This window comes from Janibacter sp. HTCC2649 (assembly GCF_000152705.1).
In the GTDB taxonomy this organism is placed as follows: domain Bacteria; phylum Actinomycetota; class Actinomycetes; order Actinomycetales; family Dermatophilaceae; genus Knoellia.
Map to the genome: position 1 here is coordinate 3810250 of NZ_CH672413.1, position 23506 is coordinate 3833755.

At 68.8% G+C, this 23506-nt stretch carries 21 protein-coding genes; 12 read left to right on the forward strand and 9 right to left on the reverse strand.

Features of this window, described 5'->3' with window-relative positions:
• Positions 1 to 23: 23 nt before the first annotated feature.
• Positions 24 to 662: a 3-oxoacid CoA-transferase subunit B gene (locus tag JNB_RS18215; RefSeq protein WP_009778002.1), complete on the reverse strand. Its 639-nt coding sequence runs from the start codon at positions 660 to 662 to the stop codon at positions 24 to 26.
• Between the two features lie 2 nt (positions 663 to 664).
• On the reverse strand, positions 665 to 1444 hold the full coding sequence (locus JNB_RS18220) for a CoA transferase subunit A (protein WP_009778003.1): 780 nt from the start codon (positions 1442 to 1444) through the stop codon (positions 665 to 667).
• A gap of 297 nt (positions 1445 to 1741) precedes the next feature.
• Here JNB_RS18220 and JNB_RS18225 point away from each other — a divergent pair, with 297 nt between their 5' ends.
• Positions 1742 to 3577, forward strand: a complete 1836-nt coding sequence (locus tag JNB_RS18225; RefSeq protein ID WP_009778004.1) for a peptidoglycan-binding protein — start codon at positions 1742 to 1744, stop codon at positions 3575 to 3577.
• Between the two features lie 12 nt (positions 3578 to 3589).
• On the opposite strand, the gene JNB_RS18230 is transcribed toward JNB_RS18225, so the two are convergent.
• Positions 3590 to 4306, reverse strand: a complete 717-nt coding sequence (locus tag JNB_RS18230) for a TIGR03089 family protein (protein ID WP_009778005.1) — start codon at positions 4304 to 4306, stop codon at positions 3590 to 3592.
• A gap of 111 nt (positions 4307 to 4417) precedes the next feature.
• Here JNB_RS18230 and JNB_RS18235 point away from each other — a divergent pair, with 111 nt between their 5' ends.
• Together JNB_RS18235 and JNB_RS18240 are read left to right on the forward strand one after the other, a co-directional pair.
• Complete coding sequence (locus JNB_RS18235) at positions 4418 to 5395, forward strand: pirin family protein (protein ID WP_040883971.1); 978 nt, start codon at positions 4418 to 4420, stop codon at positions 5393 to 5395.
• Between the two features lie 66 nt (positions 5396 to 5461).
• Positions 5462 to 7555: a hypothetical protein gene (locus JNB_RS18240; protein ID WP_009778007.1), complete on the forward strand. Its 2094-nt coding sequence runs from the start codon at positions 5462 to 5464 to the stop codon at positions 7553 to 7555.
• A 40-nt stretch (positions 7556 to 7595) separates the two neighbouring features.
• Here the strand turns inward: JNB_RS18240 and JNB_RS18245 are convergent, their stop codons facing one another.
• Positions 7596 to 8384 carry an inositol monophosphatase gene (locus tag JNB_RS18245; RefSeq protein WP_009778008.1) on the reverse strand — a complete coding sequence of 263 codons (789 nt, stop codon included), beginning with the start codon at positions 8382 to 8384 and terminating at the stop codon, positions 7596 to 7598.
• A gap of 72 nt (positions 8385 to 8456) precedes the next feature.
• On the reverse strand, positions 8457 to 10109 hold the full coding sequence (locus tag JNB_RS18250; RefSeq protein ID WP_040883972.1) for a long-chain fatty acid--CoA ligase: 1653 nt from the start codon (positions 10107 to 10109) through the stop codon (positions 8457 to 8459).
• A 134-nt stretch (positions 10110 to 10243) separates the two neighbouring features.
• Here JNB_RS18250 and JNB_RS20725 point away from each other — a divergent pair, with 134 nt between their 5' ends.
• Positions 10244 to 10849, forward strand: coding sequence for a suppressor of fused domain protein (locus tag JNB_RS20725; protein WP_009778010.1), 606 nt, complete (start codon positions 10244 to 10246; stop codon positions 10847 to 10849).
• Between the two features lie 13 nt (positions 10850 to 10862).
• Here JNB_RS20725 and JNB_RS18260 read toward each other — a convergent pair whose 3' ends face one another.
• The 3 genes from JNB_RS18260 to JNB_RS18270 are packed head-to-tail and all read right to left on the reverse strand — an operon-like array spanning position 10863 to position 13280.
• On the reverse strand, positions 10863 to 11660 hold the full coding sequence (locus JNB_RS18260) for an alpha/beta fold hydrolase (RefSeq protein ID WP_202795243.1): 798 nt from the start codon (positions 11658 to 11660) through the stop codon (positions 10863 to 10865).
• Positions 11623 to 12804: a succinylglutamate desuccinylase/aspartoacylase family protein gene (locus JNB_RS18265; protein ID WP_009778012.1), complete on the reverse strand. Its 1182-nt coding sequence runs from the start codon at positions 12802 to 12804 to the stop codon at positions 11623 to 11625. The genes JNB_RS18260 and JNB_RS18265 overlap by 38 nt, the downstream gene beginning before the upstream one ends.
• Positions 12804 to 13280, reverse strand: coding sequence for an ATP-dependent zinc protease (locus tag JNB_RS18270; protein ID WP_256364581.1), 477 nt, complete (start codon positions 13278 to 13280; stop codon positions 12804 to 12806). The genes JNB_RS18265 and JNB_RS18270 overlap by 1 nt, the downstream gene beginning before the upstream one ends.
• A 25-nt stretch (positions 13281 to 13305) precedes the next feature.
• On the opposite strand from JNB_RS18270, the gene JNB_RS18275 reads away from it, so the two are divergent.
• From JNB_RS18275 to JNB_RS18310, 8 genes are all read left to right on the forward strand, one after another.
• On the forward strand, positions 13306 to 14496 hold the full coding sequence (locus tag JNB_RS18275) for a RimK family alpha-L-glutamate ligase (protein ID WP_009778014.1): 1191 nt from the start codon (positions 13306 to 13308) through the stop codon (positions 14494 to 14496).
• Positions 14497 to 14637: 141 nt separating this feature from the next.
• Positions 14638 to 15273, forward strand: coding sequence for a trimeric intracellular cation channel family protein (locus tag JNB_RS18280; RefSeq protein ID WP_009778016.1), 636 nt, complete (start codon positions 14638 to 14640; stop codon positions 15271 to 15273).
• Positions 15274 to 15292: 19 nt separating this feature from the next.
• Positions 15293 to 16486: an MFS transporter gene (locus tag JNB_RS18285; RefSeq protein WP_009778017.1), complete on the forward strand. Its 1194-nt coding sequence runs from the start codon at positions 15293 to 15295 to the stop codon at positions 16484 to 16486.
• Positions 16487 to 16497: 11 nt separating this feature from the next.
• A complete protein-coding gene (locus JNB_RS18290; protein ID WP_009778018.1) occupies positions 16498 to 17622 on the forward strand; it encodes a glycosyltransferase family 2 protein in 1125 nt (374 codons plus the stop codon).
• Positions 17615 to 19546, forward strand: coding sequence for a glycosyltransferase family 4 protein (locus JNB_RS18295; RefSeq protein WP_009778019.1), 1932 nt, complete (start codon positions 17615 to 17617; stop codon positions 19544 to 19546). Before JNB_RS18290 ends, JNB_RS18295 begins: the two co-directional genes overlap by 8 nt.
• A 21-nt stretch (positions 19547 to 19567) precedes the next feature.
• Positions 19568 to 20500, forward strand: coding sequence for a lysylphosphatidylglycerol synthase domain-containing protein (locus JNB_RS18300; protein WP_009778020.1), 933 nt, complete (start codon positions 19568 to 19570; stop codon positions 20498 to 20500).
• Complete coding sequence (locus tag JNB_RS18305) at positions 20497 to 21321, forward strand: class I SAM-dependent methyltransferase (RefSeq protein ID WP_009778021.1); 825 nt, start codon at positions 20497 to 20499, stop codon at positions 21319 to 21321. Before JNB_RS18300 ends, JNB_RS18305 begins: the two co-directional genes overlap by 4 nt.
• Positions 21318 to 22247: a DNA-3-methyladenine glycosylase gene (locus JNB_RS18310; protein WP_009778022.1), complete on the forward strand. Its 930-nt coding sequence runs from the start codon at positions 21318 to 21320 to the stop codon at positions 22245 to 22247. Before JNB_RS18305 ends, JNB_RS18310 begins: the two co-directional genes overlap by 4 nt.
• A gap of 73 nt (positions 22248 to 22320) precedes the next feature.
• Here JNB_RS18310 and JNB_RS18315 read toward each other — a convergent pair whose 3' ends face one another.
• Positions 22321 to 23496 carry an IS30 family transposase gene (locus JNB_RS18315; RefSeq protein ID WP_085942696.1) on the reverse strand — a complete coding sequence of 392 codons (1176 nt, stop codon included), beginning with the start codon at positions 23494 to 23496 and terminating at the stop codon, positions 22321 to 22323.
• Between the last annotated feature and the right edge of the window lie 10 nt (positions 23497 to 23506).

The following is a 23506-nucleotide window of genomic DNA, read 5'->3' on the forward strand; positions in this document are numbered from 1 at the left end:
GCGCCATCAGCCCAAGGTGATGATCACCCCAGGGTGAAGGTCAGCTCGGGCCCCGTCTTCTCGCGCAGCTCGTCCTCGGTGACCCCGGGGGCGAGCTCGCGCACGACGAGGCCGTCGGCGGTCACGTCGATGACCGCGAGATCGGTGATGATCCGTTGCACGACACCGAGCCCGGTGATGGGGAGGTCGCACTCGTCGACGATCTTGTGGGTGCCGTCCTTGGCGACGTGCTCCATGAGGACGATGACCTTCTTGGCGCCGTGGACGAGGTCCATCGCGCCGCCCATGCCCTTGACCATCTTGCCGGGGATCATCCAGTTGGCGATGTCGCCGGCGCGTGACACCTGCATTGCGCCGAGGATGGCTGCGTCGACCTTGCCGCCCCGGATCATCCCGAAGCTCGTCGCGCTGTCGAAGTAGCTCGCGCCACGACGGGTCGTCACCGTCTCCTTGCCCGCATTGATGAGGTCGGGGTCGACCGCGTCCTCGACCGGGTAGGCGCCGACACCGAGGATGCCGTTCTCGGACTGGAGGACGAGCTCGACGTCGTCGGGGACGAAGTTGGGGACGAGCGTCGGGAGGCCGATGCCGAGGTTGACGTAGGAGCCGTCGGTCAGTTCGCTGGCCGCGCGTGCGGCCATCTCGTCGCGAGTGAGGGCCATGGTCAGGCCTCCTTCGGGGTCGTCACGGTGCGCTTCTCAATTCGCTTGTCCTGAGCCTGTTCTGGCGTCAGGGGGACCACGCGCTGGACGTAGATCCCGGGCAGGTGGATCTGGTCGGGGTCGAGCTCGCCCGGCTCGACGAGCTCCTCGACCTCGGCGATCGTGACGCGCCCCGACATCGCGCAGAGCGGGTTGAAGTTGCGCGAGGACTTGTTGAAGATCAGGTTGCCGTGGCGGTCGCCCTTCCAGGCGCGCACGAGCCCGAAGTCGGCGGCGATGCCCTCCTCGAGGACGAAGGTGCGTTCCTCGCCGCCGAGCCCGAAGGTCCTCGTCTCCTTGGGAGGTGAGGCGAGAGCGACAGTCCCGTCAGCGGCATACCTCCACGGCAGTCCACCATCGGCGACCTGGCTCCCGACACCGGTCGGGGTGAAGAAGGCTGCGATGCCGGCGCCGCCGGCGCGCAGGCGCTCGGCCAGGGTGCCCTGCGGTGTCAGCTCGACCTCGAGCTCGCCCTGGAGGTACTGGCGGGCGAACTCCTTGTTCTCGCCGACGTAGGAGGAGACCATGCGCCGGATCTGCTTGTTGCCGAGAAGGATGCCCAGACCCCAGTCGTCCACACCGCAGTTGTTGGAGAAGACCTCGAGGTCGCGCACCCCCTTGGCGTGCAGCTCGGCGATGAGAACGCTGGGTATGCCGCAGAGCCCGAATCCGCCGACGGCCAGGCTGGCACCGTCGCGGACGTCCTCGAGGGCTGCGGCTGCAGAGGAGACGACCTTGTCCATGGCGGTGACTCTAGTCACCGAGGGGGAGGGCTTCGATGTGGTGGGGGTCCAGAGCCCGGGACTAGTTATGGGGCCGCGACACGAGCGGGAGATTTTCCTGAATTTGCGTGTATTTGCCGGAGATTCCACCGCACCAGACGGGGTCGGGCGAAGTACATGCGTGTAATTCACCCCGTTCCACTTGCGTAACCAGTGTGACAGATGGGACAACTGACCTTGCCAAAGTGTCTGGTGTGACGTCTGGGACGGCGCACGGGGCACACATCGCTTCACTCCGTTGCCCCTGAGGAGCTTTCGTTGACGCGCGCCACCCTGCCTGCCACGTCGACCCGAGGACCGGTTCGCGCCCTCGGTGCCGTCTCCGTCTCTCTCCTGTCGATCCCTTTCGGTCTCTCCCTCGCGGGCGGATCTGCCTCTGCCACATTGGCATCGAGCATCCCGCCGCCCCCGACGAAGCCGCTGCCGAGCGAGCTCGACATCGCCCCGAAGTACCAGGAGGGCTACCGCTGCCTCACCGGTGACCGTCCGGGGCCGACCGCCTTCGCGAAGCTGCTCAACGACACGTACGGCAAGCACGTCTACGGCATCAACCGGATGTGCGCGCTCGAGCACGGCGAAGGCCGCGCCCTCGACTGGATGAACAACGCCTACACCGCCGACGGCCTCGCTCTCGGCAACGCGATCACTCGCTGGCTCTCCGCGCCCGACGCGCAGGGCCGCCCGGGCGCCATGGCCCGTCGCTTCGGCATCAACTACATCATCTGGAACCGCCAGATGTGGCGTGCATACGACCCGGGTCGTGGCTGGGCGCCGTACACCGGCAGTGCCCCGCACACCGACCACATCCACATCTCGTTCACCTGGGACGGCGCCTACCAGCAGACGTCGTGGTGGACGGGCAAGGCGCTTTTGGCCGTCAGGTACTCCGGCCCCGTCGCCGACCCCAGCACGCCGGTGGTCACCACTCCGACGATGACGGCGTCCGGCTACCCGCTGCTCAAGCGAGGTGACTCCCACAAGGACCTGTTGATCGCCCAGGGTGCACTCGGCCTGAGCAAGGACGGACAGTTCGGTCCAGGCACCGAGGCGGCCGTGGCGTCGTTCCAGTCACGCAATGGCGTCGCTGTCACCAAGCAGCTCGACAACGCCACGTGGACCAAGCTCGTCCAGCTCAAGCTCATCCCGTCCCGCACCGGCGGCACCACGGCGCCCAGTCCGCTGTCCGCCTACGTCAACACGGTCATCCAGCGGGGCTCCAAGGGTCCCGCCGTCATCGCCCTGCAGAAGGCCCTCGGTCTCACCGCGGACGGCAGCTTCGGCCCGGGGACCGAGACCAAGGTCAAGGCGTACCAGTCGTCCAAGGGGATCTCGCCCACCGGTGTCGTCGCCTCGTCCACGTGGAAGGCCCTGATGGGCACGACGCCGACGCCGACCACGCCCCCGGCGCCGACCACGTCGCCGCTCTCGGCCTATGCCAAGAGCGTGATCCAGCGAGGCTCCAAGGGTCCCGCCGTCATCGCCCTGCAGAAGGCCCTCAGAATCACCGCCGACGGCAGCTTCGGTCCCGGCACCGAGACCAAGGTCAAGGCGTACCAGACCTCCAAGGGCATCAGCCCGACCGGTGTCGTCGCTTCCGCCACGTGGGCCGCCCTCATGGGTCAGACCCCGACGACCACCCCGCCGCCAGCCACGACCTCGCCGACGAGCACGGAGTTCACGGCCTACAAGTCGACGATGCTGAGCGCCGGGTCCAAGGGCACTGCAGTCAAGGTGCTCCAGGCCGGTCTCGGGGGCCTGGCGGTTGACGGAGCCTTCGGGCAGGCCACGGTCGGTGCGGTGAAGGCGCTTCAGACCAGGTGGGGCCTCCCCGCGTCCGGAGTCGTCAACCTCAAGACCTGGAACCGTCTCGAGCTCACCGTGCACCCGCTCATCCCCTACTGGGCCACGGTGGCCAAGTCCGGCTCCAAGGGCGCAAACGTGGTCGCCCTGCAGCGGGCCCTGCGCATCACGGCAGACGGCAACTTCGGTCCCGCGACCCTCGCGGCCGTGAAGGCGGCGCAGGCGCGAGCCAAGCTCAGCCAGACCGGTGTCGTCGCGACGCTGACCTGGAAGGCCGTCGAGAAGCAGATGTAGCGCGCTCCCGGGTCAGGAGGCTGAGTCCGAAATGGCCCCCTCGACCCGGGACCGCTCCACCAGAACGTCCGCCGGCGCCTCGCCGCGACTGAGCACGACCGATCCGTCTGCCGCCCACAGGGCAAGGCAGGCGCGGAGGAAGTCGGCCGTATCAGTCATCGTGAGGTGCCGGCGTTCTGCTGAGTTCCGCTGTGGGACAACAAGATCGGCGTATGCCGTTCGCTCGCCACCCGCGATGAGTGCGGTGTCGCTGTCTTCGGGTTCTTCGTAGGCGGCGAACTGGTCGCCGTGGGTGCTGAGCTCCTTGGCCTCGTCCATGACGCCCTGCGGGACGGGTGCGGCGGCGGAGCGGGCGAGTCCGGCGAGAGTGACGAGGACGGCGGGGGAGTCGCTGGCTCCGGCGGCGTCGGGGTCGGTCGTGACCAGGAGGTCTGGTGTGGTGTCCGCAGCGTCGGTGCTGACGGTGGCTCCGACGGACCAAGCGGCCAGAGCCCAGTAGGCCGTGCGCCAGTGCGGCGGGAGGTCGAGGTGGATGACTGAGCCGGGGGCGATGTCGAACTCGTCCTGCAGGGCGTTGGCTGCCTTGTTGACCCAGTTGCCGAGGACGCGTGCGGAAAGCTCGATGCGTTCACCCCGGGTCGGGCCGTCGGTGTCGTCGTAGGTCGTGATCCGCGGCTTCGCGGAGTCGGAGCGGAGCATCTGCTGCAGGACATCGGCGGGTCGGGTCACAGCAGTCACCCTACGGAAGGGGCGAGGATGGCACCCAGGGTGCGGAATAGACCGAAAGCGGCCCACGCTGCATACTCTGATTGAAGTTTCAATCTCTCAACGGAGGTAGACATGCCTGCAGTGACGGTTGACAACGTGCTCGCCCTGCCGAGGCTCGCCGCTCCCGACGTGACCGCCCAAGGTCGGCCGGTCAAGAGCATCACCACCGCGCCAAGTGGCTTCGAGGGTGAGGGTTTTCCCGTGCGTCGCGCCTTCGCCGGTGTCGACGTGGCCGACCTCGATCCCTTCATCCACATGGACCAGATGGGTGAGGTCGAGTACGCGCCGGGTGAGCCGAAGGGCACACCGTGGCACCCACACCGTGGGTTCGAGACGGTGACCTACATGCTCGACGGGACCTTCGAGCACAAGGACTCCCACGGTGGTGGTGGCGTCATCTCCGACGGGGACACCCAGTGGATGACCGCCGGTTCCGGCCTGCTGCACATCGAGGCGCCGCCCGAGGAGGTCGTCGTCAATGGTGGGCTGTTCCACGGAACCCAGCTGTGGGTCAACCTGCCCAGCCGGCAGAAGATGTCCGACCCGAGGTATCAGGACATCCGCGGCGGCGAGGTTCGCCTGCTCAGCTCACCGGACGGCGGCGCGCTGCTGCGCGTCATCGCCGGTGAGGTCGGCGGACACGCTGGTCCCGGGATCACGCACACCCCCATCGCACTCGTCCACGCCACCATCGAGCCCGGTGCCGAGGTGGACATCCCGTGGCGACCGGACTTCAACGCGCTCGTCTACGTGATGGCGGGAAACGGTCAGGTCGGCGCTGAGCGGCGACCCATCCGGATGGGGCAGCTCGCGGTGCTGGGCGCGGGTGACTCGATCAGGGTCAGCGCCACGGAACGCCAGGAGTCACGCAGTCCTCAGCTCGAGGTCATGGTCCTGGGCGGGCTGCCGATTCGCGAACCTGTGGCGGCCTACGGGCCGTTCGTGATGAACACGCGCGCCGAGCTGGTCCAGGCCTTCGAGGACTTCCAGGCCGGACGCCTCGGGGTCATCCCGTCCGAGCCGCACCCGGGACACGTGGGGCTCCAGTAGCCGAGCCGGGCAACGGTCGGCCCGCCGCGCGAAGGGTGCGAACCCCAACGGATAGCGTTGGCGCCCATGAGCCGCTCGCTGCCGATCGCTGACGAGGACCTGCCTTCCTCACCGCTCGAGCGGGCTGGGGGTCGGTGGCTCCAGACGATCGTCCTCGGGGCGGCGACGTGGGTCGTCGCGATGTCGCTGCTCGCCGTGGTGCTGGCGGGGCTGGGCGCGTGGTTCCCGTGGCTGGTCCTGCCTCTCGCCCTGGTCGGTGCGGGTGCGAGCGGGTGGTTGGCACACGGCATACCCGCTCGGGCGTTGCCCGTCTGGACCGCAGCGCTCCTCGTCGTCGTCAGCGTGGGTGCCGGAATCTGGACTGCCACAACGCATTCCGAGCAGGTCCTGCCTCGGCGCGATTCCGCGAGCTACCTCCAGTCGGCGATCTCCATGGCGGAGACGCACCATCGCGTCGTGCCGGTGGATCCCGCATCGGTGGGCGGTCCTGAGGTCCTCGCCCTCGACGGCATCACCCTCGCCAGCCCGGCCTTCTACGAGGTCGGCGGCGACGCGGACCCCGCGATCCAGCCGCAGTTCGTCATCGGACCTGGCGCGATCTGGTCGATGGGGGTGTGGCTCGGTGGACCGGCGGGTGCCCTGCTCTTCCCGGCCCTCGTGTCGGCCCTCGGCATCCTCGGCCTGGGGCTGCTCACCGCTCGCATCGGCGCACCCCGCTGGTCGCCGCTGGCCGCTGCGGGTGTGGCCCTCCTCTTCCCGGTCCTGCACACGGCCCGGGCGACCTACTCCGAACCCTTGGCCATGGTGACCCTCGGCGGCGGGCTGCTCGCTCTGGTGATCGCCGCCCGTCAGGGAGGCCGGGGAGAGATCGGTCGCGCCGCGCTGCTGGCTGGCGTCCTCATCGGCGGGACGGCGTTCGTCCGCATCGACGGGCTGCGCGAGACCATCCTGCTCATCCCGGTCGCCGCGTTGGCTCTCGCGCAAGGTCAGAAGTGGCCGCGCACGACTCTGATCGGGGCCGGTGTCTCAACCGTCCTCGCGGGACTTGCGGCCCTGTGGCTCTCGAACCAGTACCTCGGCAGCATCGCCGCGAGTCTCGTTCCCCTCGTCGGACTCGGCGTCATCATGGGGCTACTGTCGGCCGGGCTGCTCTGGTGGCAGCGGCGTGGAGGCGCTGTGTCACAGTCGATTTCGCGACTCCTGCCCACTGGACTGGGTGTCGGGGTCGTCGTTCTCGGCCTCTTCCTCGCCAGCCGGCCGTTGTGGCAGACCGTGCGCCAGTCACCTGATGACCCGGGTTCACGCGTCGTCGCCGGGCTCCAGCTGAGGCAGGGCCTGGCAGTCGATGGTGGCCGCACCTACGCCGAACAGACGGTCGCCTGGCTGTCGTGGTGGGTCGGCATCCCGGCGTTGGTCATCGCGCTCGTGACGCTGGCCTGCGCGGTGCGTGTGGTGGCGAGCACGTGGACGGCGGGGGAGTCGCTGCCGGCGTGGACCGGACCGCTCCTCGTCGGAGCCGGTTCCACCGTCCTCACCCTCTGGCGTCCCGGCATCACTCCCGACCATCCGTGGGCCGAGCGCCGTCTCGTCATCGTCCTGCCGTTCGTCATCCTCCTGTGCGTCGCAGCAGCCGCGTATGCCGTCCGCCACCTCTCGCGTCGAGCTCCCGTCGCCGTCGCGATCGGGGCGGGCGTGGTTCTCGTCGCAGCGACCATCGTCCCGACGGCCTTCGCGACCTGGCCGCACAAGGGTGAGCGCGTGGAGCTGGGAGAGCTCGCCGCCGTGGAGGGCGTGTGTGCCTCACTCAAGGACGGTGACGTGGTCCTCGCGGTGGACTCGAGGGCGGCCAACGAGTGGCCGCAGGTTGTCCGTGGACAGTGCGGCCACCCGGTGCTGTCGACGACCAGAGCCCTGCAGCAGGACCCGGCACGCTTTGCCACGACAGTCGTGACGATCGACGACGCGGTCAGTGCCAAGGGTGGCCGCCTCATCCTGCTCGCCGCCGAAGGCACCAAGGCGTTGGATGCCCTGCGCGCGAGCGAGATTCGTCAGGTCAGCGACGTCTTCGTCGCCGAGGACGACCGGCTGCTGGAACGGCGTCCGGACAGCCTCGTGCCGCTGTCCGTCGAGGTGTGGACGGGGCGCACCACCCGCTACTGAGCCGACTCCTCAGACGCCGGGAGGCGCAGGGGATGTGCGATCAGCGCGGGACGAGGTCCTGCGGCATGCGGCGGGCGACGGCGGCATACGTCGTCCTGTCTGCGGCGACGATGAGACCGGGAACGGTCGAGCGGGGGCCGTACTCGACGCCGTCGAGGTGACCGACGAACCCGCCGGCCTCGGTGACCATGAGCGAGCCGGGCGCGTGGTCCCAGGCGTTGGATCGGCTGTAGAGGATGTAGTCGACCTTGCCCTCGATGAGGTTGGGGTAGTCGACGCCGCAGCACACCCAGGAGGGTTGCAGCGCAGGCAGATCCGCGAGGGCGTGACCGCGCAGCGACCAGATGGACGTCGCGCCACGGGGGTCGTCGTCGGCGGCGACGGGCTGGCGGGTGACGCGCTCACCGTTGCGTTCGACGCCGGCGCCGCGTTCGGCGACCCAGGCGATCTCGTGCTCGGGCTGCCAGATCCAACTACGAATCGTCTGTCCCGCAACGGTTTCGGCGATCATGACCGCGTGATCGGGGTTGCCGTGCACGAAGTTCTTGGTGCCATCGACCGGGTCGACCGTGAACGCGTGCTCAGCCGCGGTGTAGCGCTCAAGGATGCTTCCGTCGGCGGCGTGTGCCTCCTCGCCCAGGACAACGGCATCGGGGTATGCCGCGCTGAGCGCCTTGGTGATGAGCACTTCGGCTTCACGGTCGGCGACGGTGACGAGGTCACCCGGGTTCTTCTCGATCACCTCGCCGTCGGCCAACGACCGAAATCGGGGGGTGATGACCTCGGCGGCCACCTGCTTCATGAGGTCGAGTACCGCGCCAGTGTCCACGGGGTCAACGCTTCCACAGTCACGTGACGCCGGACACAGCGGGTCCTCGAGCAATGACGCCGACGCGGGGCGCTATGGCCGTGTGGGGCCTGCGAGGGTCACGACGTCGAGCTGGCCGTCGGCGTACTGCGCACGGATCACCTTCTTGTCGAACTTGCCGACACTCGTCTTGGGGACCTCCGAGATGAACACCCAGCGCTCGGGCAGCTGCCACTTGGCGAAGGTCGTGGCGAGGGAGGCTCTCAGCGCCTCCGCATCGGCGGATGCGCCCTCGTGCAGCACGACAGCCACGAGCGGCCGTTCGTCCCAGGCGTCGTCGGGCACGCCGATGACGGCCGCTTCGACCACGTCCGAGTGCGACATGACCGCGTTCTCGAGGTCGACCGAGGAGATCCATTCGCCACCGGACTTGATGACGTCCTTGGACCTGTCGACGAGGGTGAGGTAGCCATTGGCGGTGATCTTGCCGACGTCGCCGGTGCGCAACCAGCCGTGGTGGAACTTCTCGGGCTCGACCGCCACACCGTCCGCGGAGTAGTAGGAGCTGGCGATCCACGGACCCTTGACCTCGAGCTCGCCCAGGCTCTCGCCGTCGTGGGGCATGACGTTGCCGTCGTCATCGAGGAGGCGGGCCTGGACCGACGCCGCGAACTGTCCCTGACTGATGCGGTAGTCCCAGACCTCGTCCTGCGGGACTCTGCTCGGCGGGTGCGCCACCGAACCCAACGGTGACGTCTCGGTCATTCCCCAGGCGTGCAGGATGGGGACGCCGTGCTTGTCGTCGAACGCCTTCATCATCGCGGGCGGGACGGCCGAACCTCCGACGATGACCGAACGAAGGTGGGTGATGTCCTGCGGGTGGGCCGCCAGTTGGCCGAGCACCCCCGTCCAGATGGTGGGGACGGCTGCGGCGAAGGTCGGCTGCTCGGCCTGCATCATGGCCAGAATCGGCTCGGGCTGGAGGAATCGATCGGGCATGAGCAGGGAGGCACCACACATGAGGGCGGCGTAGGGAAGGCCCCACGCGTTCGCGTGGAACATCGGCACGATGACGAGGGTGTTGTCGCGCTCGGACAAGCCCATGCCGTCACTGGTGCACACCTGCATCGAGTGCAGGACGCTCGACCGGTGTGAATAGGCCACGCCCTTGGGGTCGCCCGTCGTGCCGGAGGTGTAGCACATCGCCGCAGCCATCCGCTCGTCGACGACGGGGAAGTCGAAGTCCTCGGACTGCGCTGCGAGCAGGTCGTCATAGGAGTGCACGCTCACGCCCGCCGGTGCCTCGAGCGCGCTGGCGTCACCGTTGGCGACGATCACGTGTTGAACGCTCTTGAGCCCCGGGAGCAATGGCCCGAAGAGGGGAAGGAGCGACCCGTCGACGATGACGACCTTGTCCTCGGCGTGGTTGGCCACGAAGGTGAGCTGCTCGGGGAACAGCCTGATGTTGAGGGCGTGCAGGACGGAGCCCATCGCCGGGATCGCGTTGTAGGCCACGAAGTGCTCGTTGTTGTTCCACATGAAGGTCCCGACCCGATCGGTCTGCTCCACGCCGAGCTCTCGCAGGGCGTTGGCGAGACGACCCGCCTGACGACCCATCTCGCCGAAGGTCATCCGGCGCACCTCTGAACCCGTCCAGGTGGCGACCTCCGCATCGGCCTTGGACGTCATCGCGTGGCGAAGGATGGTGGCAAGGGACAGCGGCTCGTCCTGCATCGTGCTCAACATGCGTTCATCATGGTCACAGATGGCCACCTCGTGCCTCCCTTTCGGGAAGGTCAGCGTCCCCCTCGACCACACTGAGGTACGACTTCGTCCAACACCCCAACCGTCCGTTCCACCGGCCCAGAGGAGTTCCCCTGATGGTCAAGCGTCCACCCCTGCCCGAGACGCGGCCACTGGTCTCTCGCTTTCTCGCCGCCCGGCTTGGCGGGGAGTGCTCGACGCGCGCCTACTACGACGAGCGCGAAGACCATGCCGTAGCAGTGGTAGAGGCGCTCGGATCGCCGGAAACACCGCTGAGCACCTTCTCAACAGCATCTCTTCACGCCCACGAAAACCGTCTCGAGGGTGAGGACCGTCTCGAGGGTGAGGACATTCGCGTCGAACTCCTGATGACCGTGCTCAGCAGCCATGACTACGCGGGGAACGTTGTGGCCACGGCTGCCTTCAACATCATGAAGTCTGGCTGGCTGGCGGCCCCCGGAGTCGTCTTTCCCGATGCTGTCCGTGAGTACAGCGCCACGTCGACAACCCCGCACGTCATGTGGACCGAGCCCTTCGTCTTTGACGATTTGAGTACGGCGAGCGTGGAAGGGGTCACGCAGGACATTCATTGGCTCCAAGCCGTCCCCCTGACCACTCGCGAGGTCGAATTCCTCCGAGCAGAGGGCTACGACGCGCTGACGGCACGGCTCGAAGCCGGTGATGCGCCGTACTTTGACCTCGCCCGGGAGTCGACCGTCTGACCGGTCGGTGGAGTCAGTCGACGAGGTACTGGTCGGCCCACGCGCTGATGATGCGGGCCGCGCGCTTGGCCTGACCGGGGGCGGTGAGCAAGTGGTCCGAGCCCTCGAGCGAGATGAAGTTGCGGGGGTGGCGGGCTGTCCGGAAGATCTCGCTCGCGTTGGCGATTCCCACGGTGTTGTCGGTCGGGGAGTGCAGGACGAGCAGCGGACGCCGCAGGCTCGTGATGCACTCGCGCAGGTCAGCCCGCCGCACGTCCTCGACGAACTCACGGCGCAGGGTCAGCGCCTTGTTGCCGAACGTCGCGACGGCCTCGCCCTCGGCGATGACCCGCTCGACGACGGCGTCGTACTGGTGCTCCACGTGCGAGGGGTCGAAGGGTGCGCCCACCGTCGCGACCGCGCGAGCCTCGGGGATGTCGGCCGCGGCGGCGAGCACGGCGGCGCCGCCGAAGGAGTGGCCGACGAGCAGCTCGATCTGCCGACCGTTCGCGGCCATGAAGCGGGCAGCCTCGACGGTGTCGGCGACCTTGTGCGAGAAGGACCCGTCGCCCCACTCGCCCTCGGAGTCGCCCAGTCCGAGGTTGTCGAAGCGGAGCATGCCGATGCCCTCGGCGGCCAGCTGTTTGCAGATGCGGGAGGCTGCCGGGCAGTCCTTGCCCAGCGTGAATCCGTGGGAGAACACGCCCCAGCCGCGCACGTGGCCCGGGGGCAGGTCGATGAGCCCCGCGAGCAGCTCGCCGGAGGAGCTGGGGAACGTGACGCGTTCTGCCACGTCAGAGGACCTGGATCTGGTCGAGGGCGTTGAAGCCATCACTCGCGGCCGGGCTGTCGGGGATGCCGGGCGGCTCGGCGCCCTCGATCTCGGCGATGTGGACGAGGGCATCGCCGCGGTTGACCAGGGGTGCCGTCGTGCGGCCGATGATGACGCCGGCCCGCTCGGCCTTCACGAGGCGCAACGTCCGGCCGAACGAGTTGCTCAGGCCGCCCAGTCGGTCGCCGACCTCGACCCGCTGCCCCAAGGTGGCGTCGAGGTGGACGATGCCGGTGCGTCGAGCCCGCACCCAGCTGCTGCGGCGACTCACGAGACCGGGTGGGGGAGCGGGGAGAGCGAGGTCCCCGGCGCCGCTGGACACCGCAGCCGCGGCCGTGGCCGCAGCGCTCGTCGTGACGGTGGCGTCGATCATGTCGAGCGCCGCGAGCACACGGAGCACACCGGCGACGCCGGCCTCGATCGCCCACTGGTCGAAGCGCATCGCCTCGCCCGACTCGAAGAGCAGCACGGTCGCGCCGCCCTCGCGGGCCGCCGCTCGCAACGATCCGTCGCGGAGCTTGGCGTGGAGCATCACCGGCGCCCCGAACGCCTCGGCCAGCGCGCGCGTGCGGGGGTCGTCGAGGTCGGCCCGGATCTGCGGCAGGTTCGTGCGCCGGTCCGAGCCGGTGTGCAGGTCGATGCCGACCTCGCACTTGTCGACGACCTCGCGCATCATCAGGTTCGCGATGCGCCCAGCGAGGGAGCCGCGAGGCGACCCCGGGAACGAGCGGTTGAGGTCACGCCGGTCCGGGAGGTAGCGGTCGCCGGCCATGAAGCCGTGGACGTTGACGATCGGGACAGCGAGCAGCGTGCCGCGGAAGGTCTTGGGGGAGAGGGTCGCGAGCACGCGCCGGATGACCTCGACGCCGACGACCTCGTCACCGTGGATGGCGGCGTTGATCCACACGACCGGTCCGTCATGACGACCATGGACGACCCGCACCGGGAGGCTGATCTCCGAACCCGTCACGAGCTTGGTGATCGGCAGCCCGATCTCGCGGGTGTGGCCGGGGCGCACCTTGACGCTGCCGATGGCAAACGACGTGCGAGTGGGCTTGGTCTTGCGCACCGGCGCTGCCGTGCGTCCCGGCTTGGCGGCGGGGCCATCCTTCTCGGCTGGGCCATCCTGGGGTTCGGAGCTCATCAACGCCCCCTGTTGCGACGACGCAGGTGCAGCTTGGGCCGCGGCCCGAGATAGGAGACGGCCGGGTCGACGACGAAGCCATGCAGCAGCGTCTCGCGACCGATGAGCATCCGGAATCCCATCTCGTCACGCTTGCTCAGCGTCACCTCGGTGGTGCGACGGCGCCGAGCGAGGACCAGTTCGAGCTCGACGACCAGACGCTTCTCGGAGTGCCCCGAGGACGAGCGCACCTGCCGCTCGTCGACGATCGGGCGCTCGAGGGTGACCGCATCCTGGTCGCTGCCCTGCCACGGGTGGATCGAGAAACGCACCCACGGCTCTCCGTCACGCTCGAAGCGCTGGAGGTCGAAGGCGTGCACCGACGAGGAGCGAGCCCCCGTGTCGATCTTGGCCTTGATCCACGGAAGTCCGGCGGACGGCATACGCACCCATTCGCGCCATCCGACACGGATGGTTGGATGGGATTTGACCGGCACCCGACCATCTTTGCAGGTACCCCACATGAAGCTAGCGATTCTCTCGCGCGCGCCCAAGGCCTATTCGACCCAACGGCTCCGCACCGCCGCCCTCGATCGGGGCCACGACGTCAAGGTGCTCAACACGTTGCGCTTTGCCATCGACCTGTCGGGGCCCGAGCCGGACCTGCAGTTCCGCGGTCGGACGCTCTCGGACTATGACGCGATCCTGCCGCGGGTCGGGGCATCGGTGACCTACTTCGGCACGGCCGTGGTGCGTCAGTTCGAGCAGATGGACGTCTACACGCCCAACACCGCCAACGGGATCTCGAACTCGCGCGACAAGCTGCGGGCGACCCAGATCCTGTCCCGGCACCAGATCGGTATGCCGGCCACGACCTTTGTGCGCAACCGGGCTGACGTGTTGCCCGCGATCGAACGGGTGGGTGGCGCGCCGGTCGTCATCAAGCTGCTCGAGGGCACGCAGGGCATCGGCGTCATCCTCGCGCCCGACACCAAGGTCGCCGAGGCGATCATCGAGACGCTGCAGAGCACGAGCCAGAACGTCCTCATCCAGAGCTTCGTCAAGGAGAGCAAGGGTCGCGACATCCGTGCGCTCGTCGTCGGCGACCGCGTCGTCGCTGCCATGCGGCGGACGGCGCAGGGTGACGAGTTCCGCTCCAACGTCCACCGGGGAGGTTCGGTCCAAGGGGTGACGCTCGACCCGGCCTTCGAGCAGGCCGCGGTGCGTTCGGCCCAGATCATGGGGCTGCGTGTGGCCGGCGTCGACATGCTCGAGGGCGCCGACGGCCCCCTCGTCATGGAGGTCAACTCCTCGCCTGGACTCGAAGGGATCGAGGCCGCGACCAAGCTCGACGTCGCCGGCGCGATCATCGACTACATCGGCAACCAGGTCGCGTTCCCCGAGATCGACGTGCGCCAGCGCCTCACTGTCTCAACGGGATACGGCGTCGCCGAGCTCGTCGTCCACGGTGGTGCCGACCTCGTGGGCAAGACGATCGCGGAGTCCGGGCTCGAGGACCGCGACATCACGGTGCTCACCCTGCACCGCGGCACCACGGTCATCCCCAACCCGCGACGGCGCACCGCGCTCGAGCCGCAGGACCGGCTGCTCTGCTTCGGCAAGCTCGAGGAGATGCGCTCGATGATCCCCGAGCGTCGACGCCGACGCGACAAGGTGCGCAAGCTCCCCAAGGAGCCGATCCACGAACCCTGACCCCGGGGTATGCCGGGTGGCCGGGACGGGTGCGTGTGCCGACTTCGTGCCCCTGACGGACACGCAGACGGAGGCCTTCGGCCGACGGATCGTGTCCGTCAGGGGCACGAAGGCGATTCTCTGAGGCTCTAGGGTTCTCGCGTGAACTCGCTCGCCATCCCGCTCTGGATCGACGTCGTCGCTGTCGGCTTCGGCGGTCTGGCCGGTGCGCTCGCGGCTCGCCGTCAGGGCTTCGACATCGTCGGCGTCCTCTTCCTCGCGGTCATCGGCGGACTCGGTGGTGCGCTCCTGCGTGACCTCCTGCTCCAGGTGCCGGTGCGGGCCCTGACCTCCCCGTGGCTGCTGCCCTCCGCGTTCCTCGGCGGCCTCCTCGTCGCACCGCTGCTCGCCCTCGTCGGCCGAGCGCGGTTCCGCCGCGACATCGCCTTCACCCTGCTCGACGCCATGGCCCTGGCGATGTACTCCGTGCTCGGCACCGACCGCGCCATGACCGTCGGCCTGCCGGCGATCTCGTGCGTCTTCGTCGGCGCCGTCGCGGGTGTCGGGGGAGCGCTCATCCGCGACGTCCTCATCAACGAGACGCCAGAGCACTTCAAGCCCGGCTCGTTCTACGTGCTCGCGGCGGTCCCGGGCTGCGTCGCCTACTTCATCCTGCGCACGGTCGAGCTCCCCGTCATCGTCTCGGCCGTCGTCGCGGGCAGCGCCGTCATCGCCATCCGCATGTCCTCGTGGTCGCTCGACTGGCGCACCGGCCGCGGGAGGAAGGCGAGTGCTTGAGCGTCTGGGGTTTCCCCGCGTGGGGACGCACCGCCGCTTCGTCTCCGCGATCGTCGCCGACACCATCGGCAGCGGGCTCTTCCTGCCCGTCACGATCCTCTATTTCCTCAAGGTCACAGACCTCACCCTCGTCCAGATCGGCGCCGCGCTCTCCGTGTCGGCCCTGCTGACCCTCCCGGCTGCGTTCGTCATCGGGACGCTCGTCGACCGGCTCGGTGGGCGCCGGATGATGCTCATCGGCAACGTCGTCCAGGGCGTGGGGATGCTGGCCTACCTGTGGGCCGAGGCGTTCTGGTCGGTCGCCCTGTTCACCGTGCTGCTCAACCTCGGGCGGCAGGCGTTCTGGGGCTCCTTCGGCAACGTCGTCACCGCGATCACCCGGCCCGGTGAGCGTGAGACGTGGTTCGGGTTCCTGCAGGCGCTGCGCAACCTCGGCTACGCCGTCGGCGGCGTCCTCGCCGGCATCGCCGTGCAGATCGGCACCGAGACGGCGTTCAAGGCCGTGGTCATCGCCAACGCCGCCAGCTTCGTCCTCGCCTACGTCCTCCTGCTCGACGTGCCCGACCACCGCATTGCCCGGGCGGACGAGGCACCGGTCGAGGGCTGGGGTGTGGTCCTGCGCGATCGCGCCTATCGCCGCTTCGTCGTCGCCCAGCTCGCGCTCGTCGTCGGGATCATGGTGCTCAACTTCGCCCTGCCGGTGTATGCCGCGACGACCCTTGGTCTGCCGGGCTGGCTCGTCGGGGCGATCTTCACCCTCAACACGATCATGGTCGGGCTGGGTCAGGGGCTCACGGTTCGATGGATGACGGGTCGGGTCCGGGCCCGGATGATGGCTCTCAACCAGCTCCTCTTCGTCGCGGGCTACGCGATCTTCGTGCTCGCCGGGTGGTTGCCGGTGTGGCTGGCCGTCGTCGCGATGCTCGTGGGGGCCGCGATCTACACCGGCGGGGAGCTCGTCGGCGGGCCCGTCTTCAGTGCCACGGCCGCCGAAGCCGCACCCGACCACCTGCGTGGCCGCTACCTGGGGCTCGTGCAGCTCGTGTGGGCGATCGGCGGGACGATCGCCCCCGTCGCCTACACCTGGTTGCTCGGGCACGGGACCAACACGATCTGGCTCGTGCTCGGCGTCGTGGCCCTCGCGGGCGCGGCCTACTCACTCACCCTGCCCAGGGTGCTGCCGACGGCAGGCGAGAAGGTCGCCGCCGGGTAGTCTCGGAAGCGATGAACGAGCATCCCGAGACCGAGGTCATCGCGACCACGGCACCCGCGCCCACCGCCCCTCCCGCCGCACCCTCTTCCGGAGCACCGACGGAGCGCATCACGGTGCGCACCGGCGAGCTCGCGGGCAGCAGTGACGACCCCGGAGCGGTCGGTGACACGGCAGCGCACGGTGAGCGGGCGGCATACCCAACGGTTGAACCGGAGACGCGCTCGGCGCTCCTCGAGGACGGCTCGCCCCGCCCCTACGTCACGATCGTCCTGCCCTGCTACAACGAGGGCGCCCACGTCCTCAAGGAGATCGACCGCATCACCGCGGCGATGAACAGCAGCGAGTTCACCTACGAGCTGCTCTGCATCGACGACGCGTCGACCGACAACACGCTCGAGGTGTTGGAGCAGGCGGCGCGCGACTTCGCGAACCTGCGGATCATGCCGTTCCGCCGCAACGGTGGTTCCGGCACGGCTCGCCGCATCGGCACCCAGCAGGCCCACGGCGAGATCGTCGTGTGGACCGACGCGGACATGACCTACGAGAACGAGCGGATCCCCGAGCTCGTCCGGATCCTGCGCGACGACCCGAGCTACGACCAGGTCGTCGGCGCGCGCACCACCGAAGAGGGCACGCACAAGTGGGCGCGTGTCCCGGCGAAGTGGTTCATCCGCAACGTCGCCCAGTGGCTGACGAAGACCAAGATCCCCGACCTCAACTCGGGTCTGCGCGCGTTCCGCCGCGAGGTGTCGCTGCCCTACCTGCGGCTGCTGCCGGCCGGCTTCTCGTGCGTCACGACGATCACCATCGCGTTCCTGAGCAACCAGCACGACATCAAGTACATCGAGACGTCGTACGCCAAGCGGGCCGGCGTGAGCAAGTTCCACTTCGTGGGTGACGCCTACCGCTACATCCTGCAGGTGCTGCGCATGGTCATGTATTTCGACCCGCTCAAGGTCCTCATGCCGCCGGCGCTGTGGATGATCATCATCGGCTTCGGCAAGGGCGTCGTCGACATGGTGCGGCACCCGTTCTACTTCCCTGCGTCCACGGTGCTCCTCATCGTCAGCGGCATCATGATCGGCTCCCTCGCCCTCCTCTCCGACCTCGTGGTGAGGTCGAGAGACGGTGTTTGACCGGGACAACTCGGCCTCGCTGCGCGTCGCAGTGGTCGGGCCGACGCACCCCTACAAGGGTGGCGTCGCCTCACACACCACGGAGCTCTGCCACGAGCTGGCCGAGGCGGGTCACGACGTCACGTTGGTGTCGTGGTCGCACCTCTATCCGTCGCTGCTCTATCCGGGCGAGCAGGCCGTGCCCGGTGGCGCCCCCGACGTCGAGCCGTTCCCGCGCACGATCCGGTCGCTGTCGTGGGCCCGTCCCGACACCTGGGTGCGCACCGGCCGCCGCCTGCGCGAGATGGACGCGATCATCATCGTCCACGTCATCCCGCCGGGCGTCCCGTCCAACCTCGCCATCCTGCGCGCGGCCGGAGTCGGTCGCACGTCGAGCAGTGGGCGGGGTCCGCGCTCGATCGTCATCGCCCACAACGTCCTGCCGCACGAGACCCGCCCCGGCGATCGCCAGTTCATGGAGGCGCTCTTCCGTCGTGTGGATTCCGTTGTCGTGCACTCGGATTCGCAGGCCAAGCTCGCCACGGAGCTCGGAGCCGCGCATGTGCGCGAGCTCGACCTCCCGCCCCATCTGCCTGGCGGTCCGCCCGAGAAGCACGTCGAGTCGACCGGACCCACCCGCCTGCTCGCGCTCGGCATCGTGCGCGACTACAAGGGTGTCGACCTGCTCCTCGACGCCATGCTCGACGTCCCCGATCTCGAGCTGACCATCGCGGGGGAGATGTGGGGCGACAGCGGTCGCAAGGTCAAGGAGCTGGCCGCCGATCCGCGTCTCGCCGGTCGCGTCGAGGTGCACAGCGGCTACGTCCCCGCCGACCGCATCGCTGCCCTTTTGGCCCGCCACGACGTGCTCACCCTGACCTATCGCCACGCGACCGCCTCGCAGAACGTGCTGCTGGCCAGACTCCACGGACTTCCGGTCCTCGCCACCCACGTGGGCACCTTCGGTGGGCAGGTCCGCGACGGTGTCGACGGACTTCTCGTGCCACCGGACGACCGTGCATCGCTCGTCGAGGCGTTGCGTCGCCTCTCTGACCGTGGGTATGCCGGCCAGTTGCGTGACGCTGTCCGCCCGCCTGATCTCAGCGGACCGTGGGCGCACTACGTCGGCGGCATCGAGGTCCTGGCCAGCGCCGAGTCCGAGGCTCTCGTGGACGACTCCGAGCCCGAGGTCGTGCCGCCGGATACCCCGGTGCAGAAGGCCAAGGACCTCATCACGGCCGCCCGCCTGCGTCGTCGCAAGCATCTGACCCTGCGGCCGTCCGACTTCCCCGAGTGGGTGCGCGCCTCCGACGTGCTCGCACTCGACACGGACGCGCTCGAGGCGCAGTCGCTGGCCCGTGAGCTCGGGCTCCCGCGCTGCTCCGATGCGGTGTCCGCGTGGGCTGCCCTGGGCGCTCTCGCTGCCGTTCTGCGCATCCGTGACGACGGGCGCCGTGGAGCGGTCATCGTCGACGAGTCCGGGACCCGCAGTCCGTTCTCCCGCTGGGTCCGGGCCCTGGGCTTCGAACCCGTCGAGCTCGAGCTCACCGGTCGACGCACCTCGGTCGAGGTCCTCGATGTCGACACCGCCAGCCTCGACGTCATGGCGCGCCTCCACCCCGGAGGCTGTGGGGCCGAGGACGTCGATCACGCTGTGGCACAGGCCTCCTGGGCTCTGCGCTCGGGCGGCCTGCTCATCATCACGCTGCCGGTCGGCGAGGACGACCCCGAGTGGGCCATCCCGCCGGCCGACATCCGCGGCATCCTCGCGCGCGCCGACGACCTCGGCCTCGTGCTCGTCGGCGATGTCGACGGCGACATCACCGAGCGCATCCGCCAGGCCTCGGCCTCGGCACGTGAGGTGCGCGCAGCGCAACCGGAGGGGCGTCGGTCAGGTGCGGTACCGGCATACGGGATTCTGCGACTCACGTTCCGGCGCCGGTGAACCTGTGACGTTGGTGAAGCGATGACCCGCAAGCGGCTGCTCGACGTCGTCCGCATCGTCGTCGCCGTCCTCGTCCTGCTCGCCGTCGTCATTGCGGTTTGGCGCAACTGGAGCGAGGTCTCGGCCCACCTGCGAGAGGTTCCGGCCGCGACGCTCGCCGGGGCGTTCGTCCTCGCGCTCCTCGCCCCGATCTTCAGCCTGCTCGGGTGGCGGGTGTTGCTCAACGACCTCGGGACCCGACTGCCGATTCCCGCTGGCGCCAGCGTGTTCTTCGTCGGGCAGCTCGGCAAATACCTCCCCGGCTCGGTGTGGAGCGTCATGGCCCAGGCCGACCTGGGTTCGCGCCTCGGCGTGCCGCGACGGCGCATGGGCATCGTCGGGCTGCTGTCGATCCTCTTGTCGGTGCTGACCGGTGCCATCGTCGGCGTGCCCGCCCTGCCGCTGCTGCTCGCGCGGTCGGGGGAGGTGCGGTCGCTGTGGTGGTTCGCGCCGGCGCTCGTGCTGCTCCTGCTGCTCTGGCCGCGGCTGCTCAACTGGGGCATCGCGCTGGTGTTGCGGCTGCTGCGACGTGAGCCGCTCGAGCACTCGCTCACGGCCCCCGCCATCGCCCTGACCTCACTGTGGTTCGTCCTCGCCTGGCTGAGCGCGGGGCTGTCGATCCTCGTCCTCGCCCACGCCATGTCGCCCGACACCCCGGTGCGCGACCTGCTCGTCACGTCGATCTGCGGGTTCGCGCTGGCATCGGCGATCGGGATGTTCTCGGTCATCGTGCCCGCTGGGGTGGGAGTGCGCGACGGGGTGCTGGCCGTGCTCCTCGGTGCGCTCATGCCGTTCCCGGCCGCGTTCGCGATCGTCGTCATCTCGCGCTTCTTCACCGTCGTCACCGATGTCGTGGTCGCGGCGGTCGGCTGGACCTGGGCGCGCTCGCACCACCTCCTAGGATCACGGTCATGAGCGATCCGAAGCCGCGTGAGGAGCAGCTGGCCTACTCCGAGCAGATGGGCAAGATGCTCGATGAGCAGGCGCGGCGCCAGAAGGCCGCCAAGCTCATCTCCGTCATCGCCCACGGGCTGGGCCGTTCGGCGTCCGACTCGGGTGGTCCGCTGGCTGGGCTGCGCGCTGTCGATGTCGGGTGCTCGGCCGGGTTCATCGCCGACGAGCTGGCCCTCGCGGGCGCGCAGACGACCGGTGTCGACATCGACGAACCCGGGCTGGCCAAGGCGCGTGAACGCTTCGGGGAGCGCGTCGACTTCCGGGTGGCGCGCGGCGAGGACCTGCCCTTCGAGGACAACTCCGTCGACGTCGTGGTCCTCAACCACATCTACGAGCACGTCGTCGATCCCGATGCCGTCGTCGCCGACATCCACCGAGTGCTCGCGCCGGGGGGCGTCCTCTATCTCGGCATCGGCCACCGCTGGCAGGTCATCGAGCCGCACCACCGCCTGCCGTTCCTCTCGTGGTTGCCCCAGCGGGCCGCCGATCGCTACATGAGGCTGGCTCGCAAGGGTGATCACTACTACGAGAAGTACTCCACCCCCGCCGGGCTCCGACGCATGTTTGCGGCCTTCGACGTGTGGGACTACACACTGCCGGTGCTCGCCGATCCCGCTGCGTTCTCGGGTGGTGACGTCATCCCCGAGTGGGTCGGCCGTCTGCCCGAGAAGGCCCTCGCCGCAACACTTCCGCTCGTCCCCACCTATGTGTGGCTCGCCTTCAGGCAGCCGACGTCACCCGCGGGCCCCGAGCTGCGAGTCGCACCCCGTCACGTCGGATGAGTGACGGCGCGGCCCTGACTCGCACGGTGCGCCCCGAGCGCCCGTTGCAGCTCGGCGCGGTGATCTCGACGTTCCGTCGCGGGGGCGGTGACCCGACGTCGTGGTCCGACCGTGGACGGACCTGGGTGTTTGCCTGGCGGGTGCCGACGGGGCCGGTGACTCTGCGGTTGATCGACCACCCGCGTCTCGGTGAGGTCGAGGCGCAGGCCTGGGGCGAGGGCGCCGAGTGGGTGCTCGATCGACTTCCCCATCTCCTGGGCGAGCACGATGACGACGCCGACTTCGAGAGCCACCACGACGTGGTCGGGGAAGCGCGACGTCGCTTCGCGGGCTGGCGCGTGCCCGCCTCCGGGCTGGTGGTCCAGGCACTCATCCCGACCATCATCGAACAGCGAGTGACGGGCAAAGAGGCCTTCGCGGCATACCGAACTCTGGTGCGCCGCAACGGAACTCCCGCGCCCGGCATCGGCGCAGACCTGCGCCTGTTCGTCCCACCGGACCCGAAGACGTGGGCGCTCATCCCGTCGTGGGAGTGGTTGCGTGCGGGGGTCGACGGCGCCCGCTCCCGTCCGGCGGTCCTGGTGGCGGCGCGAGCCGGTCGGCTCGAACAGACGGTGGGTATGCCGTCCCTCGAGGCACGCCGTCGTCTCGAGACCGTGCCCGGTGTGGGGCGGTGGACCGCCAACGAGGTGGCGCATCGGGCGCTCGGTGATGCGGACGCGGTGAGTTTCGGGGACTACCACGTGGCCAAGAACATCGGCTGGGCGTTGACCGGCTCGCCCGTTGACGACGACGGGCTCGCGGAGCTGCTCGAGCCGTATGCCGGGCATCGCTATCGGGTCCAGCGCCTCCTCGAGCTGTCCGGTGCGATGCGGCCACGGCGCGGACCGAGATTCACGTTGCCAACGCACCTTCCGGGGCGCTGACGTTCGTCTTCGTGCCCGAGACGGACATCCTCGCCGGGGCTCGGCTGGGTGGATTCAAGCGGTCGGTGCAACGTCAAGCGGTGGGCGCAACGCGCCCTTGTTTGGTGAGGAACGCGTTGAGTACTTCGGCAGGGGTGGCCCAGTCGAAGCGTTTACGGGGGCGGGCGTTGAGTTCGGCGGCAATGTTGTCGAGGATCCCCGGTCCGTGGATAGACAGGTCGCTGCCCTTGGGTAGGTACTGCCGTAGGAGCCCGTTGGTGTTCTCGTTGCTGCCGCGCTGCCACGGCGAGTGCGGGTCGCAGAAGTAGATCGGTAACCCGGTCGCTTGAGTGATCTGGGTGTGCAACGCCATCTCGGATCCCTGGTCCCAGGTCAGGGAGCGGCGCAGGACTTCGGGGATCTTCGGGACCGCGGCCTGCATCGCGGCAGCGACCGTCGCGGCGGTGTGGTCATCGGGCAGGTGCAGCAGCATCACGAACCCGGTGGACCGTTCGACCAGGGTCCCGACCGCGGAGGCGTTGTTCGCGCCCATGATCAGGTCCCCTTCCCAATGGCCAGGCACAGCCCGGTCCCGGGCTTCGGCGGGGCGCTCGCTGATGTTGATCATGTCTTTGACCGCGCCAGGCTTACGGGTCGCAGCGGTGCGAGGCTTGCGGTGCACACGCCCCGTGCGCAGCGTGGCCGCCACCTCACGCTTGAGCGCGCCACGGCCCTGGACGTACAAGGCCTGATAGATCGTCTCTGGTGACACCCACATCTCCGGTTCGTCAGGAAAATCCACACGCAGCCTTCCCGAGATCTGCTCCGGACTGTTCCTAAGGTCCAAACGCTTCTGAACCTCCACGTGCAAGCGCTGGTTCAGCTCGAACCTACGCGCCTTCGGGCGCCTCATCGCCGCATCGACCGCGTCCTGAGCCCGCACCGGGTCATACCCACCGCGACGATCACACCCACGCGCCAGCTCACGCGTGATCGTCGACGTCGGGCGCCCCAACACCCGACCGATCGCGGCAGCGCTGTACCGAGCTTCCTCAAGTTCCGCGATCCGAACCCGATCAATGAACGACAACATCCCAGGACGGTGTTTGACCAAACGCGGCTTCACACCACCAGCCTGCTTCATCCACTTCCGCCCAGCCGCCGGGCTACACCCCGCAGCACGAGCCGAAGCCTTGATCGACCAACCCCTCGAAATGCCATCCCAAAACACTGAACGCACTGCCCAAGGCAGCGGCGGACGACCCATCATCAGACAACCT